Source organism: Deltaproteobacteria bacterium (assembly GCA_005879535.1).
In the GTDB taxonomy this organism is placed as follows: Bacteria; Myxococcota; Myxococcia; order Myxococcales; family 40CM-4-68-19; genus 40CM-4-68-19.
This window is the reverse complement of sequence record VBKI01000040.1, coordinates 13,418-28,770: the sequence shown is the minus strand read 5'-3', so window position 1 is coordinate 28,770 and position 15,353 is coordinate 13,418. Positions and strand designations below refer to the sequence as shown.

14 protein-coding genes and 1 tRNA gene are annotated in these 15,353 nt (G+C 68.2%); 3 read left to right on the top strand and 12 right to left on the bottom strand.

Annotated elements, in window-relative coordinates; translation table 11 throughout:
- Positions 1–133 precede the first annotated feature (133 nt).
- Positions 134–1,003: an SDR family NAD(P)-dependent oxidoreductase gene (locus E6J58_02940; protein ID TMB41604.1), complete on the top strand. Its 870-nt coding sequence runs from the start codon at positions 134–136 to the stop codon at positions 1,001–1,003.
- 44 nt (positions 1,004–1,047) lie between these two features.
- Here the strand turns inward: E6J58_02940 and E6J58_02935 are convergent, their stop codons facing one another.
- The 5 genes from E6J58_02935 to E6J58_02915 form a co-directional block, all read right to left on the bottom strand.
- Entirely contained in the window at positions 1,048–1,731 is a 684-nt protein-coding gene (locus tag E6J58_02935; protein ID TMB41603.1) for a PIN domain-containing protein, read from the bottom strand.
- 190 nt (positions 1,732–1,921) lie between these two features.
- Positions 1,922–1,997, bottom strand: a tRNA-Gly gene (locus E6J58_02930).
- Positions 1,998–2,012: 15 nt separating this feature from the next.
- The gene (gene pgsA, locus E6J58_02925) at positions 2,013–2,618 is read right to left on the bottom strand and encodes a CDP-diacylglycerol--glycerol-3-phosphate 3-phosphatidyltransferase (GenBank protein ID TMB41608.1); all 606 of its coding nucleotides are present in this window, start codon (positions 2,616–2,618) and stop codon (positions 2,013–2,015) included.
- Between the two features lie 11 nt (positions 2,619–2,629).
- Positions 2,630–4,042, bottom strand: coding sequence for a tetratricopeptide repeat protein (locus E6J58_02920; protein TMB41607.1), 1,413 nt, complete (start codon positions 4,040–4,042; stop codon positions 2,630–2,632).
- A 29-nt stretch (positions 4,043–4,071) separates the two neighbouring features.
- Positions 4,072–4,698 carry a lytic transglycosylase domain-containing protein gene (locus E6J58_02915; GenBank protein ID TMB41602.1) on the bottom strand — a complete coding sequence of 209 codons (627 nt, stop codon included), beginning with the start codon at positions 4,696–4,698 and terminating at the stop codon, positions 4,072–4,074.
- Positions 4,699–4,765: 67 nt separating this feature from the next.
- Between E6J58_02915 and nadB the strand changes: the two genes are divergently transcribed.
- Positions 4,766–6,376, top strand: coding sequence for an L-aspartate oxidase (gene nadB / locus E6J58_02910; GenBank protein TMB41601.1), 1,611 nt, complete (start codon positions 4,766–4,768; stop codon positions 6,374–6,376).
- A gap of 3 nt (positions 6,377–6,379) precedes the next feature.
- Here the strand turns inward: nadB and E6J58_02905 are convergent, their stop codons facing one another.
- From E6J58_02905 to E6J58_02895, 3 genes are read right to left on the bottom strand one after another with little or no spacing between them, the layout of a single operon-like run.
- On the bottom strand, positions 6,380–8,971 hold the full coding sequence (locus E6J58_02905) for a hypothetical protein (GenBank protein ID TMB41600.1): 2,592 nt from the start codon (positions 8,969–8,971) through the stop codon (positions 6,380–6,382).
- On the bottom strand, positions 8,895–9,617 hold the full coding sequence (locus E6J58_02900) for a serine/threonine protein kinase (GenBank protein TMB41599.1): 723 nt from the start codon (positions 9,615–9,617) through the stop codon (positions 8,895–8,897). The genes E6J58_02905 and E6J58_02900 overlap by 77 nt, the downstream gene beginning before the upstream one ends.
- A 2-nt stretch (positions 9,618–9,619) precedes the next feature.
- Complete coding sequence (locus E6J58_02895; protein TMB41598.1) at positions 9,620–11,677, bottom strand: ABC transporter ATP-binding protein; 2,058 nt, start codon at positions 11,675–11,677, stop codon at positions 9,620–9,622.
- A gap of 216 nt (positions 11,678–11,893) precedes the next feature.
- On the opposite strand from E6J58_02895, the gene E6J58_02890 reads away from it, so the two are divergent.
- Positions 11,894–12,313 carry a hypothetical protein gene (locus tag E6J58_02890; GenBank protein TMB41597.1) on the top strand — a complete coding sequence of 140 codons (420 nt, stop codon included), beginning with the start codon at positions 11,894–11,896 and terminating at the stop codon, positions 12,311–12,313.
- 12 nt (positions 12,314–12,325) lie between these two features.
- Here the strand turns inward: E6J58_02890 and E6J58_02885 are convergent, their stop codons facing one another.
- From E6J58_02885 to E6J58_02870, 4 genes are read right to left on the bottom strand one after another with little or no spacing between them, the layout of a single operon-like run.
- On the bottom strand, positions 12,326–13,009 hold the full coding sequence (locus E6J58_02885; protein ID TMB41596.1) for a hypothetical protein: 684 nt from the start codon (positions 13,007–13,009) through the stop codon (positions 12,326–12,328).
- A complete protein-coding gene (gene pyrE, locus E6J58_02880; protein ID TMB41595.1) occupies positions 13,006–13,554 on the bottom strand; it encodes an orotate phosphoribosyltransferase in 549 nt (182 codons plus the stop codon). The genes E6J58_02885 and pyrE overlap by 4 nt, the downstream gene beginning before the upstream one ends.
- Positions 13,551–14,597, bottom strand: coding sequence for a lysophospholipase (locus tag E6J58_02875; protein TMB41594.1), 1,047 nt, complete (start codon positions 14,595–14,597; stop codon positions 13,551–13,553). The genes pyrE and E6J58_02875 overlap by 4 nt, the downstream gene beginning before the upstream one ends.
- A complete protein-coding gene (locus tag E6J58_02870; protein ID TMB41593.1) occupies positions 14,474–15,349 on the bottom strand; it encodes a tetratricopeptide repeat protein in 876 nt (291 codons plus the stop codon). The genes E6J58_02875 and E6J58_02870 overlap by 124 nt, the downstream gene beginning before the upstream one ends.
- Positions 15,350–15,353: the final 4 nt, after the last annotated feature.

Below are 15,353 nucleotides of genomic sequence, written 5' to 3'. Positions count from 1 at the left end.
ATGCATAAGCGCAAGTGAATTATACGAGGAGTCGAAATCGAGAACCAGGACTCAGATTGTCAGCAACGCGGCCATACACGGGAAAGGCGCTGCGGGATGGCGAGGCCCATCCATCCCGGAAAAAGGAGAGGTCATGAGTAACAACAAGATCTGGTTCATCACTGGAGCTGGCCGTGGCATGGGCCTCGATTTCGCAAGGGCCGCCCTGGCGGCCGGCCACGCGGTTGTGGCCTCGGGCCGGGACGCCGACCGCGTGTCCAAAACTTTGGGTCGGTGGAACGACCTGCTGGACGTCAAGCTGGACGTCACCAGCCGAGCGGATGCCGAGGCGGCGGTGCGGGCCGCTGTCGATCGGTTCGGCCGCATCGACGTGCTGGTCAACAATGCGGCCAGCTTTTACGCCGGCTTTTTCGAGGAACTGACACCGGAGCAGATGGACCGGCAGTTGGCGGCGAGCCTCCTTGGCCCGATGAACGTCACTCGCGCCGTCCTGCCGGTGATGCGCAAACAGCGCTCGGGGCACATCATCTCGATCTCCTCGTCAGCGGGCCTCTCGGGCGCGTTCGAGTTCGGTACGGCCTATGCCGCGTCGAAGTTCGGCCTCGAGGGCTTCATGGACTCGCTGCACGCCGAGGTCGCGCCGTTCGGCATCGCGACCACCATCGTCAACCCCGGGTTCTTCCGCACGGAGCTCCTCACCGAGCAATCGACGAACTATGCCGAGCCGTCCATCGACGACTACGACGAGCGCAGAGCGAAGCAGCTCCAGTTCTGGAAGGCGCAGAATGGCCAGCAATCCGGCGACCCGACGAAGCTCGCGCGAGCGCTCATCACCATTGCGAGCCAGAGGCCACCGCCGCGCCGCTTCATCGCCGGCGCCGATGCCATTGCGACCGCGGAGCAGAAGGTCGCCGAGCTGAAGGCGCAGATCGAGGCGTTCCGCGACCTGTCGACCTCGCTGGCGTTCGATAAGGTCGCCGCCGGCGCCGGCATCGGGAGCTAGATCGTGATGCGAACAAAGAACGTCTCTGAAGACCGCGTGATCCTTCAACGGGAGAATGGGTTCTCGATCATCATGCCCTCGTAGCTCTGTCCCTGCTTCATGTCCTCGCTGAAGAGGACGCTGCATCCGGCAGCACGCGCCGACCGCACGATCAGCGCGTCCCAGAACGACAGCTTGTGAAGGCGATGGAGATCGATCGCGGCCAGGATCAACTCCGTGGTCACCTGAACCACATTCGCTTGCGCATAAGTCGCCACGTGCTGCTGCGCGATTTCCGCCGGCAGACCGATTCGCGTCGCCGCGACGAAGTATTCCTGGAGCACCTGCGTGGAGAAAACAGCGGTTTGATCTTCGAGATGCGTTGATAGCACCTTGCGAGCGACTTTCCGCTTTTGCGGTTCGTCACCAGCGTGCGCGTAAACGAGGATGTTCGTGTCGAAGAAGGAGCGCTCGGCCACTACTCGCCCCGCCGGCGACGACCGATGCGATCCGCGTACAGCTCCTCGCGATCGAACTTGTATTTCTTCGGAGGATGCGCGCGGAGATGCCTGTCTGCTTCGCGCCACTGGTCTTCCAGGCGTTGGACGAGGGCTGCGCCCTCTCGAGACCCCGCCAGCGTCTCGATGTACTGCCGGACGAGCGCTTGCAAGCTGGTCCCCTGCCGGGAGGCCACCTGCCGCGCCTTCTCGACCAGCTTGTCGTCGACCGAGAGGGTCAAATTCATGCACACAGTTTACGTGTACACATGACTAGTGTCAACGCCGGGTCAGGGTCAGGCAAATATGTGCCCAGCATGTGCCAGGCGCGGCTTGGGCGTCGGGATTCCCACGACGGGTCAATATGTTAGGGCCAGCATGGGCGTCGCCTTCGCCGAAAAAAGACGAAGACCCCGAAATCCTCAAGGATTCCGGGGCCATATGGAGCGGAACACCGGGTTCGAACCGGCGACCTTCGCCTTGGCAAGGCGACGCTCTACCAGCTGAGCTAGTTCCGCGAAGCGAAGGCTGAATTAGCCTCGCTGTTCCCCTGTGTCAAGCAAGTAGAACGCCCGCACGTACTCCACCGCGGAGGCGATGGACGGCAGCAGCGAGAGGTATACCAGGACGGTGCCGACCGCGTGGAAATCCGTCACCACCGTCGCGAACACGTAGTCGATCGCGAAGTGGTAGTTGAGCATCAGGCAGATGATCCCGCAGAGCTGCAGCGACGTCTTCCACTTCCCGCCCTGCGACGCCGAGATCAGCAGCCCCTCGGACGCCGCGATGGTGCGGAGCCCGGAGATGAGGAACTCCCGGGCGACGATGACCACCACCACCCACACCGCCACCCGCCCGAGCCGCACCAGCATCACCAGCGCGGAGAGGACGATCACCTTGTCGGAGAGCGGGTCGAGGAACTTCCCCAGCGTGGTCACCTTGTCCGAGACCCGCGCGAGCCAGCCGTCGAACCAGTCGGTGAGGGCACAGACGGCGTAGATGAGCGAGGCGAGAAAGCAGTTGCGACGGTTCTCGTAAAACAGCAGGTACAGGAACACCGGGACCAGCGCGATCCGCGCCAGCGTGATCAGGTTGGGCGCATTGAGCAGCTCGTCACGCAGGCGCTCGCGGCGCGTCATCTTCACCGGGGTCACCGGCCGGGCGGAACGTCGAGGAGCGCGCGCCCTTCGCCGGCCAGCTCGAGGGCCACGCCGAGCTCGGGCGCTTCCTCGACCATGGCGACGAGCCGGGGCTGGATCAGCGGACCGTGCCAGCCGACGAGCTGGTCCATGGGAAAGCGCAGCGGCTCGCCCTTCTGGACGTCGACCGCCCGGGGCACGCCAAACGTCGCCAGCAGCAGCTTGCCGCGACCGCGCAGATGCACGAGGTGCAGATCGGTCCCGCCCTTCGAGGGCACGCGGCCGTTCTCGAAGAGGATCGACTCCTCGAAGGCGAAGAGCACCTCTTCGCGAAAGTAGGCGGGCTCGTCGGCGAGCTCGAGGGCGGTGAAGCAGCGCCCCTCGCGCGAGATCACGTACCGCCCCTCCCCGCTCGCGCGCAGCATCCGGCGCGAGCCCTCGCCGAACGGCTTGTCCGTCGCCTTGCCGCGAAAGCGCTTCAGCTCGGGCTTCATGGTGAGCGAGCCCCAGGAGGCGACGAGGCCGTCGAGTCGCGTGAGCATCTCGCCGCGCACCTGGATCGACACTTCGGACGGTCCGATGGCAAACCCGCCTGCGGGATCAGGAACGGGCAGCCTCTTCGCCGAGGTGTATTGCGCCATCGAGGGCGGCGAATCCGCGGACGGCTCGGGCACTTCCGCCGAAACGCCCGCCGGGTTCGACGGCTCCGGCGCGTTCGCGACCACGGCTCCCCGGGAAGTCCGCGCGATCTCCGGCATCACCGGCGGCGCGGCGGGTTTTCCGGGATTCGTCGCGACCCAGTTTGCCCGGCTCGCCTGATCGAGCTGCGGCGGCCGGGGAATCTCCTGCGTGTCGCCCTTCTTCGCTGCTCGCTCCTCGGTCGCCGGCGTGAAGGGTTGCTCCTCGGAAAGCGCCTCGGTCGCGCTGTCGGCGACCGCCCGGATGGGGCTCTGCTGCAGCGCGAGCGCCATCCGATCGGCCATCGCGTCGTTGCCCGCCTTGAGGAACCACTCCCGCGCGCGCGCCAGCTCGCCCTTCTGCGCCAGCGCGAGGCCGAGGTAGTTCTGCGCCTTCTGGTGCTCGGGAGCGAGATCGAGCGCCGTCTCGAAGCAGCGCACCGCGTCCGCCGATGCGTTTTGTTTCAGGAAGACCAGCCCAAGGTTTACCCGCAGGGTGGGATCCGCCGGATGGTCCTCGATCAGCGACCGGTAGATCTCCTCCGCCCGCGATAGCTCGCCCAGCTTGAACAGCGAAAGCCCGAGCAGGTTGCGCGCCCGCTGGTTGCGCGGCTTGTACCGGAGCGCCTTCTCCAGCGCGACGCGCGCGTCCGCGGAATTGCCCTGCGAGAGCGCCTCGTTTCCGGCGGAGAGGGCGCGATCGAATTCCTGGTTGTCGGCGAGATCGGAATCGTCCTCGTCGAAGATGGCGCGTTCCGCGCGGCTGCGCGGATCGATCACTTCGCCGCCTCGGCGACGACCCTCTTGCGCGTCTGCGCCCGGAGCTGACGGTAGTAGGCGACGACGCGACGGACGTATTGGCGCGTCTCGTCGAAGGGAGGGACGCCGCCGTACTTGCGGACGGCTTCGGGGCCGGCGTTGTACGCGGCCAGCGTGAGCAGCATGTCGCCCTTGAACTGATTGGCGAGCCAGCGGAGGTAGCGGGTGCCGCCCATGATGTTCTGGGCGGGATCGACCGGATCCTCGACGTACATGTCGCCGGCGGTGCGCGGCATGAGCTGCATCAGACCGATGGCGCCGGCGCGCGAGATCGCCGCCGCGTCGCCCGCGCTCTCGGCCCAGATCACTGCACGGACCAGCTCCGCCGGAACGTTGTAGAGCGCCGCCGCCCGGTCGATCTCGTCGGGCGGAGCGTCGGAGCGCTTCTCCCACCACCGCTCGCCGCGCCTGGACGGCGCGACGTTCACCTGCGCCTCGGCCGTCTTTCGCGCTGCGGCCCGGGCGCGGGAGGGCGGAACGTCCTCGACGTGGAAGACGCCGTCCTTGTCGGTCCAGGTGTGCAGCGGCGAGCGCGCAGCCGCGGGCAGCGCATAGAGCGCCATGGCAAGGAGGAGCCGCACCATATTCAGAGTGGACGATAACCCCTCGCCATGTTGGGGGGCAAATCTTCACACGCCTGCTTTCTGGTAGATGTCCGACATGCGGCAACAGTTCGACTACCTTGTTCTCGGGTCGGGAATTGCTGGCCTTTCTTTCGCCGTGCAGGCGGCCAGGCATGGGAGCGTCGCCTTGCTCTCGAAAAGAGGCCGCTCCGAGAGCAATACCGCCTACGCGCAGGGCGGCATCGCGGCGGTTTTCGGTCCGCAGGACAGCTTCGAGCAGCACGTCCAGGACACACTCACCGCGGGAGGCGGGCTCTGCCGCGAAGAGGCCGTCCGCGTCACGGTCACCGAGGGCCCGGCCCGCGTGCGGCAGCTGATCGACCTGGGAGCGGAGTTCACGCGCGACGCGTCGGAGTTCGGCTACCACCTCACGCGCGAAGGCGGGCACTCGCAGCGGCGCGTCGTCCATGCCGCCGATCTCACCGGGATGGAAGTGGAGCGGACCCTCCTCCAGGCGGCGGCGGACGCCGGAGTGCAGTTCTTCGAGGATCACCATGCCATCGACTTCATCCTCGCCTCGCGCCTCGGCGCTCCCGCAGAGCGCGTGCTTGGCGCGTACGCGCTCGACAACCGGTCGGGGCAGGTCCACAGCTTCGTGGCCAAAACGGTGCTTCTGGCGACCGGCGGCGCCGGCAAGGTCTACCTGTACACGACCAATCCCGACGTCGCGACGGGAGACGGCCTGGCAATGGCCCATCGCGCGGGCGCCGCGGTGGCGAACCTCGAGTTCATCCAGTTCCACCCCACCTGCCTCTACCACCCGGAAGCGAAGAACTTCCTCATCTCCGAGGCGCTCCGGGGAGAGGGCGGCATCCTGCGCAACAAGGCCGGCGAGGCGTTCATGGAGCGCTACGACCCGCGCAAGGAGCTGGCGCCTCGGGACGTGGTGGCGCGCAGCATCGACAGCGAGCTGAAGCGGCGCGGCGACGACTCCGCGTTCCTGGACATGACGCACCTCGGGAAGGCGTTCCTGGTCGAGCACTTCCCGCACATCTATGCGACTTGCCGCGCCTTCGGATTCGACATGGCGGTCACTCCGATCCCGGTCGTGCCCGCAGCCCACTACGTCTGCGGCGGCGTGTGCACCGACCTGCAAGGGCGAACCACCCTGCCCGGCCTGCTCGCGGCGGGTGAAGTCGCGTGCACGGGACTGCACGGAGCGAATCGGCTGGCATCGAACTCGCTGCTGGAGGGTCTCGTCTTCGGCCGCCGCGCGGCGGATGCGGCCCGCGGAATCTGCGCCGAGTCCGTCCGTTCGCCGTCGGTCCCGGACTGGGATCCAGGCCGCGCCGTGCCGCCCGACGAAGGCGTGATCGTGAAGCAGAACTGGGACGAGATCCGCCACCTGATGTGGAACTACGTCGGCATCGTCCGGACCGACAAACGCCTCGCGCGCGCGCAGCGCCGCCTCGACAACCTGGCCGGCGAGATCCAGGAGTACTACTGGGGGTACCTGGTTGACCGGGACATGCTCGAGCTGCGCAATCTCGCCGAGGTGGCGCAACTGATCGTCGCCTGCGCGCAGGAGCGCAAGGAGAGCCGCGGGCTGCATTACACGCTGAGCTGGACCGGGCAGATTCCACCGCGCGACACCGTTCTGGTGCGCGGCAAGCCGGCGCCGTCGGCCTGGCCGCGCTGAGGATCAGAGCGCGGTGAGCATGTCGATCTTGAGCATCAAAGCGTCGCCGCGCGTCGCCCCCGGGCCCGCGAGCGCACCGGCCTCGCCGAACAGCGACAGCCGATGGTCGTTCGGCGACGCCGATCCGGAGGTCTGGTGCGCATACGCCAGATAGAGGTTCGAGCCGACCCGCCATTCCCAGCGCAACACCAGGTTGAGTGAAAGGTCCGCATCGCGCTGGTCGGGCCAGGCAGGCTGATCCGCACCGCCGGCGCGAGGGAGTCCGTCGAGCTGGACGGTCGCGCGACCCGGCGCGACGACCGCGCGCATCGGGTCGCCGTAGGCAACTCCTTCCGTGAAGAGCTGCGCAAACGCTTGCACGGAGAGATGCGGTCCGAGCGCCGCGGCCGCGCGCAGGATGGCGCTGACCGACTGCGCGTATTGAGGAGCCAGCAGGTACAAGCGCCAGGATCGCGTCGCCCCGGCTGGGTCGAGATCTACCGCAGGATCGCCGCCCATCTCCGGAACGCCGGTCGCGCCGCGGATCCGCCGGATGGCGCCTCCATCGTTTTCGTAGGTGACGGACACTCCCGCTTCCAGCGCCGGATAGGGCCGGAACTTGAGGTCCGCGCCGATTGCGGTCTTGCGCTCGCGCATACCTTCGCTGAGCTGTTGCGAGATGGAGAACGAGGCGATGAGGGATTGCCGCGAGTCGGTGCCGACGTCCGCGGAGACGCGCACCGCACCAGGCCGCGCCAGCGGCGTGCCGTCTCCCAGCTCGCGGTCGTCGACGGCCGGAAGAAACAGCGTGGTGGACAGCGAGCCGCTCCAGTACGAGTTCAGCGTCACCGACGAGTCCAGGGACAACGAGCGCCGCAGCAGGAAGCCGTCAAAATTGCGCTCGTCCTCGGCGCTCAGCCGCAACGACGCCTTTTGCCATCTTCCCTGCGGGTGCAGGTCGCGCACCGTCAACGCAGGGCGCAGATCGATCAGATTGCCCCGGTCCATGAAGCCCAGATCGTTGACCCAGAACTTTGGCGAGAGGACGTCTGCGGAGAAGCTCGCGTTGAGCGCTCCTCCATCGCGGGCGAGGCGCGTCGATGCTGCCCACCCCCTGGCTCCCGCGCCGAGCACGGTTCCGTCGAGGAGCACGGAGTCGGTCCCGCCCGCGAGCAACGATCCCGCCACCTGCACCGACGCGTTCCAGTCGCGGTCCGCATCGAACACGACGGTGTCCGCCGCGGCCGCGAACGCGTGGCGGTCGGCGAAGCCGAACGGATCGAGCGCGGTGACGGCAAAGCCGGATACCGCGGAGTCGCTCAACGCCCTGCGAACGCGGAGCGCCGTCGCCTGCGCGGCCTCCGCCGCGAGCTGATCGCCCGCGCGTCCATCCGCCGAGAGCACGCGGGCGTAGGCGCGTGGCTCGAACGCCGTCAGCGCCTGGACGCTGTAGGGTCCCGTCCTTCCGGACACCTTTGCGGCGCCCGCGATGTTCCGGGCACCGGCGTCCGCGATCAGCGTGTCGTTCGGGCCGAGCAGCGGGGAAACCGGCGCTTCGCCGATCCTGCGCGAGTAGAAGATCTGGTACGCGCTCGAGAGCGGCAGGTTGAACAGGTCGAGCCCTTCGAGAAAGAAGGGTCTCTTCTCCGGCAGGTAGGTCTCGAAGGTGGTGAGGTTCAGCACCCGCTCGTCGATCTCCACCTGGCCGAAGTCCGGGTGGACGGTGCCGACCAGCGCCAGCTCGCTGGTCAGCGAATAGCGCGCATCGAGCCCGAGATCGAAACCGGCCTGACAGGGAGTCGCCGTCGCCGTCCCGCAATTGCCTCGGCCAGCGACATACGGCTTGAGATCCAGTTGCACGACCGGCCGGAGCCCATCGAGGCCGGTGAGCAGGCCGAAGCCGCTGACCACTCCCGCCGCCTCGCGCGGCCGGTACTGCCAGGTGGTTTCCTCGTGCCGCCGGGTGAGGGTCCGCGCGACGTTGAGCCCGAACGCCCGCGCACCCTCGGGCACGCGCAGGACCCGCAGGGGAATGCGCATCTCGACGCTCCAACCCGAAGGCGTGGTCGCGACGGCCGATTCCCACGCCGCGTCCCAGTCGCTGGTGTAGTCGTCGTCGTTGAAATGCATTCCGTCGACCTGCTGGCCCGCGGCGTAGACGCCGAAGTGGTAGGCGGTGCGGCGGTCGAGCGTCGTGTCGAGATCGATGCGGACGAGATCCGCGTCGATGTCCCGGTCGCGTGGGCTGGCCAGCGCCGTCGGCGGTTGCGGATCGTCGCATTCGATCGCCACATACAGCGAGTCGTCGTCCCAGAGGACCCGGAACCGGGTCGGCGCGGTCGCGGGCTGGCCGTCGTCGGGCTCTGTCTGGAGGAAGCTGTCGCCGACGTCCGCCGCGCGCCACGCGGCCTCGTCGGGGCGGCCGTCGATCCGGATCTCGCCGATTCTTCGCGCGGCGCGCAGCGAGCGCGAGGGAGGCGGATCCGCCACCGCGCCGGTAGCGAAGGTGGCCGCGAGCGCGAGCAGCATCGCGGCGGCGCTAGACCGCGGCACGAAACGTCTCCGAAAGTTCGTCGAGCGCGGGTCGCGCCCGGGGATCCGCCTGCAGGCAGGCATCGATGACCTGCGCCGCCGCACGAGGGAGCCGCGTCGTCCCGTGCGCCGCCTCGTGAAGAAGGCGTCCCAATCCCCAGACATCGGTCGCCGTCGTCAGCCGCCGCCCGGCGATCTGCTCCGGGGACATGTACCCGCGAGTGCCAACGCCAGGGACCCGGCGCCCGATTCGCTCGGCAAGACTCAAGTCGATGAGCTTTGCCGACCCGCCTTGCGCGACGACGTTCGACGGCTTCACGTCGAGATGCAGATATCCGGTCGCGTGCAGGTACCCGAGTGCGGAGGCGATGTGAATGCCGAGAAAGAGGACGTCGCGCGCCGGAAAGCCGCGCGGGTGGTCGGAAATGAGGCGCGAGACCGTTGCGCCGGTCAGCGTCTCGAGGACGAGGATCGGGCGCGGCCGGCGCAGGAGCTCATAGGCGCGAACCAGATGCGGATGCGACAGGTCGAGGAGCAGGCGCGCTTCGAGCAACAGGGAGAGGCGCGCCTCGCGATCGGCCAGCCTATCGGCGCGCAGCGCTTTCGCGATGCAGCGGCAGCCGCGCTCCTCGCTCCACGCGTCGTAGACGTCGACCGCATGCCCGCGGCGAAGCAGCCGCAGCGCGCGATAGCCGGGGGAGAGCGGTCTTCCTCGCGGGATGACCGTCATTTTCAGGCGCACCCTTGCAGCGGTTCGGCGCCGACCTGCCCAAGGCAGGCGCGCGCGTAGCTGCCCCCGCGCGCGACCAGTTCGTCGTGCGTTCCCGCATCCGCGATCCGGCCCTTCTCCAGCACCAGGATCCGCCCCGCGAGTCGGGCGAGCCGAAGATCGTGCGTCACCAGCAACGTCGTCCGTCCCGCGACGAGGCGCAGGAGCGGGGCCATGACCCGCCGCGCGGCCTCGGCGTCGAGCGAAGCGGTGGGCTCGTCGAGCAGCAACAGCGGGGCGCGGCGGATCATCGCGCGAGCGATGGCAATTCGCTGGCGTTGGCCCCCGGAGAGCAGCCTGCCCTTCTGTCCGACGAGGCAGTCGTATCCACCTGGCAGTGCCTGCGCGAACTCGTCGACGTCCGCCTGTCGCGCCGCGAGGCGCATCGTCTCGTCGTCGGCGGCCTCGCTCCCGTAGGCGATGTTCTGGCGAACGGTGCCGTGCACGATCAACGTCTCCTGCAGGACGACGGCGAGGGCAGCGCGCAGCTCGCGCGGGTCGATCTCGCGCAGATCGCGCCCATCGAGGAGGATCCGCCCCGAGTCCGGCTCGTAAAAGCGCAGCAGCAGCTTGACGATGGTCGACTTGCCGGACCCGCTCGGACCTACAAGCGCAAGCGACTCTTCGGGCTCCAGGCGGAACGAGACGTCGTCGAGCGCCGCCGCCTTGCTTCCGGGATAGCGGAACGTGACCCGGTCGAACTCCAGAACCCCGCGGGAGAGGCGAAGCGGTTCGTAAGTGCGGGACGGCGTCTCCTGGGGTTGGTCGAGCAGCTCGAGCACGCGCTCCGCGCTGGCCGCGGCGCTGAACGCGCTGTTGTAGAACGATCCCAGCTCCCGGACCGGCCGATAGAGCTTTCCCAGGTAGGTGACGAAGATCAGCAGCGCGCCGAGGGTGAGCCGGCCCTGCTGCAGCTCCCACGTCCCGGCCGCGAGCACCACCAGCGTGCCGCCCATCTCGAGGAGATCGACCAGCGGCGAGAACAGAGCCCGGAGGCGCGCCGAGGCGAGCGCCGCCACCACGCCGGCCTCGCCTTCGCGCTGGAACCGCCGGAGCTCCGCGTCTTCCGCACCGTAAGCGCGAACGAGTGCCGCGTTGGAGAGGCTCTCTTCGGCGACTGCGCTCAGGCTGCCGCTCCGCCGGCGCTTCTCTCGCGACAGGTCGCGAAGCCGGCCGGAGAGGGCGCGCGCCGCCAGCCAGAAGGCGGGCGCGACGACGATCGAGAGCAACGCCAGCCGCCAGTCGAGCAAAGCAAGGGCGGCGGCGAAAAAGAGCACTCGGACTAGATCGACCGCGGCATCGATGACTCCGGAAAGAAGGAACGACTCGATCGAGCCGATGTCGCCGCTGAGCCGGGAGAGGAGGTCCCCGAGGCGACGGCGGTCGAGAAAATCGACGGACAGCCGCTGCGCGTGGGCAAACACTTCGGTGCGCAACAGCAGCAGGAAGCGCTCGGAGATCGAGGTGGACAGATAGCCGCTGACGAATCCCACAGCGCCGCCGGCGACGGTCAGACCGAGATAGGCCAGCCCGAGCGGGACGAGCGCGCGGAGATCGCGCGGGACCAGCACGCCGTCAACCAGCGTCTTGAAGAGCCACACTGCCGCCGTTTCGATGGCGGGCGTGACCAGGCTGGCGGCGAGAACGATGGCGGCCGGACGCAGAAAAGGCCGCAACCGCGGCCAGAACCGTCGCACGATCGCCCCCAGAGAAGCCGCAGGCGCTGCGGGCTCCTCCGATGCGCGCAGGGCGCAGGCTGCATCGGACACGATCGCCTCCGCGGCGACGAGGACGGACGGCGCGTACCCGTCCGCCCTTCGCTGACGACTAGCAGCCGCAGCGCTTGTGGCGCTTGTGAGACTTGTGCGACTTGCAGGACTTGCGCGACTTGTGCGACTTCTTCGACTTGCAGGACCGCCAGCTGAAGCGGCCCATCGCCGGCATGACTTCCTGGAACATTGTTCCCCCTCGCCCCCACGGGCGGCCCGGATAGGGTTTTCGCGCAGCTGCCCCCGGGCCACAGCCGAACGTCACCCGCCTGCGACCAGGCGGTTGGCCCATAGGGATTTTCATCGACACTCTGTCGGGCAAGGTGGTGCCTCTACGTAGCGCGCCGCGGCGTTCAGTTCCCGACGAGAGAAGCTGCGGAGACCGGTTGCAGCAGGAGGGAGCGCGCCGAAGATTCGTCGCCATCGCCGGGGGCGAAGGTGCGGACGAAGAGCAGTTGGATTGCAGCATTGTTGATCGGGGCCGCTGCATGTGGCCCGTTCACCACCGGCGGTAGCGCCTCCGATGAAGGCGCCACCACGACGACTCCCGTGGACGGCGGGACTGCACAGTCGGACACGCCACAGCTCGACGGCGGGACGTCGAACGGCAATGCCGGATCTCCCGACGCCGGCTCGCTGCAACTCTTCACCGCACACGATCTTCACGTCGAAGGCCTCAGCGGAGACGTCATCTACGCCCACCGCATCAAGGCCAAGGAAGTCCGCAGCGACGAGCTCGTCATGATCGCGGATTCGGAGCTTCCTGAGTCGGGCGATGACGACGTCCACGGAGGCGTCATTTCCGCCGCAGAGGTGCGCGTTCATGACGTCGAGGCGGATTGGGTCCACGCCGGAACCCTGTACGTCCGCAAGCTGGAAACGAAGTGAGGCGCTCGCCATTCAAGGCTTGGGCGACGTGACCGGCTTCTGCTCCTGACCCGTCTCCGCCGAAGACGGCCTTTCCGGACCGCCGTCGAGGCGCCAGCGGAACTGCATCTTGCCCAGCGCTCCCGCCGCGACGAGCTGTGCTTCCGTGGGCGTGAAGGTCTGCGGCGGAGAGGCTGCCGCGGCCGCGACGGCAGGGAACGGCTCTGGAAACTTCAGCAGATAACCGGCCGAGTAGTCGTCGAGATACGGATAGAGCGCGCGCAGCTCGGCGTTGAAGGGAGTTTCGAAGCGCTGGATCTTTTCCGGCGCCCGCTCGCCCAATCCAAGGTTGAGCGCCAGCCGCCAAACCGAGCCCGACTCGTTCCAGTCGTTTGCCGTCCGGTCGGGCATGTACACCACCGCGAAGAAGCTGGGCTGCCGGTATTCCTCGCGCAGATGGGCGAGCGTCTCCGCGGCCTTGTCGGGAAGCTCGGCGCGCATGCGCGAGATCTCGATCGCCTGCGCGTTCACGAAGTCGGGCGAGAGATAGACGACGCGCACGAACGCGCGCGTCTCCAGCCCGCTGTACAACGCCACCTTGCGCGTCCACTTCTTCAGCGCCTTCCCGTAGTCGCCTTGGAGGTCGGGATCGGGAAACGGCAGCGTCCGGCAGGCAGTGGCGAGCGCAACGGTCGCGACCGCAAAGAGTCGCCTCACGGAAAGTCGCTCCGGCGGAACAGCGAGCGGAGCTCGACCCCGGCCTTCTCCACCGCCTCCCCGCCGCCCTCCTCGCGGTCGACCAGCGCTACCACGCCGAGCACGTGCAGCCCTTCGCTCCGGCAGCGCTCGATGGCCTTGAGAGTGGAGGCGCCCGTGGTCACCACATCCTCGACCACCACCACCTGCGCCGGCGAAGGAAGCCCCTTCTTTCCCTCGACCCACTGGCTGGTGCCGTGCCCTTTCGGCTCCTTGCGCACGTAGAACGCCGGCAGCGGGCTCGCCTGCAGCCAGCTCGTCAGTGACACCGCGCTGGCGATGGGATCCGCACCCATGGTCATTCCGCCGACCGCCTGGGCGCCGTGGAAATGGGCGCGGATCTCGGCGAGCACCAGCCGTCCGACCAGGTAGTGGCCCTCCGCGGTGAGCGAGGCCTGCTTGGTGTCGATGTAGAAATCGCTCTCTTGTCCGGAGGAGAGGACCACCTTGCGCTTCTCGTAGGCAAGCTGGGTGAGGAGCTCGAGCAGACGGTTCCGCTCGCTCATCTCGCGCCCGCCGCCCGCGTCGAGGCGTCCCGCGCGCGCTCGTCGAGCCAGCCGACCACGTCGCGGAACACCCGGTCGCGCTCGGGCTCGTGGAAGAGCTCGTGCAGGAAGCCGTCGTACTGCTTCTGCTGCTTGTCCTTGGAGGTTGCGTGCTCGAAGAATTCCTTCCCCGCGGCCGGATCGGCGATCGCGTCGGCCGAGCCGAACAGGAGCAGGAAGGGAGTGACGAACTCGGTGGCCCTTCGCAGCACCGTCTCCTGCGCCGCGCTGCTCTCGGTGTACCAACGCGGGGTGGCGATCTGCTGATAGAGCGGATCGGCGCGGGTGGCGTTCTGGATGCGCACGTCGCGGGTCAGCTGCTCGGGCTTGAGCTCGTTGCGCATGGGCAAGCTCGGGAACACGCGCGAGATCAGCTTCCCGGCGAGGATCTTGATGGGCGAGACGGGGAGCTTGAGGCGGAAGTACGGCGACGCCAGTACCGCCCCGCGAACGGCATCCGGGTGATCGAGCAGATACCTGACGGCGATCAGCGCTCCGTGGCTGTGGCCGAGGAGGAACAGCGGCGCGCTCCCGGACCGCTCGCGGACGCGCGAGAGGAACACGTCGAGATCGGAGAGGTACTCGTCGAATCGGTCTACGTGCGCGCGCTTGCCACCGCTCTGACCATGGCCGCGGCAATCGAGCAAGTGGACCGTATATCGCCGGTCCGCGAGCGCGCGCATGATCTCGCTCTGCCGGCCGAGATGCTCCGCATACCCGTGCAGGAGGGCGACATGACCGGTGGGGCTCGCGGCGCGCTCGGTGTGCCAGAAGAGACGGACGCCGTCGCGGGCGCTGAAAAAACCCTCGTCTGTCCGCTCTTCCGCCACGCCTGCTGCCTCCTGGCCGCGCCCGCAAAAACCACGGGGCGGACGCGCAGTCAAGGCGCCAGCGCCCTCAGCTTGCGCTCGATTTCCACGCGAACCTTGGCGTCGTTGCGGTCCGGTCGATCGGGCGGATCGACCCGCGCTTGCGCGGCGCGATTCGGCGTGCGGCGTGTCGATGCAGGGATGAGCAGACCGAGCGCGCGGCGGAAGGCAGCGAGGGCCGCCGTCTTTCCGCCGGTAGCAACGAGCGCGTCGCCCAGGTGACTCAGGATGACGGGATCGGAGGGAGAGAGCCGGTCGGCGCGGCGCAACTCCGCCAGCGCTTCGACAGCGCGGCCGAGCTTGAGCAGGCAGAAACCGTACGAGTCGGCGATGGCGCCGTCGTCAGGGCGGAGCTCGATGGCACGCGCCAACAGACCTTCGGCCTCGCGCAGATCGGCGGCGCCTCCGCGCTCGGTCAACGAGTATCCGATGTAGTTGAGCGCGCCCGCGTGCTGCGGCTGGATGGCGAGCACCTTGCGCATGGTGGAGAGCGCTTTCCCGCGCGCGGCGCTGCGATCCTGTGCGTTGGCCAGCGCGTAGAGGAGCCCGTCGGATCCAGGATGCGCCCGCACCGCGGCGGCGAGGATGTGCTCCGCCTCCGCCGCTTTCCCCGCACGGTCGAATGACTCGAGCAGCGCGAGCGACACGCCTTCGTCCGCCGGCCGCTCCGAAAACAGCGCGCGCACGCGCCGGATGGACTCCTGGATCTCTCCCGCTTTGCCCCGCGCCAGCGCGGCCTGCAGGCGCACGTCGAGCGACAGCGCAGCCGCCTCCACGCCGAGAAACGCCGGCGACGGCGGCTCGTCCTCGTGCGCTTTCAGCCAGCGCTCCACCGCCTCGAACGCGAGCGCGCCCTCTCGCGGCCGCCCGCGCTGGACCAGCGCCAGCGCC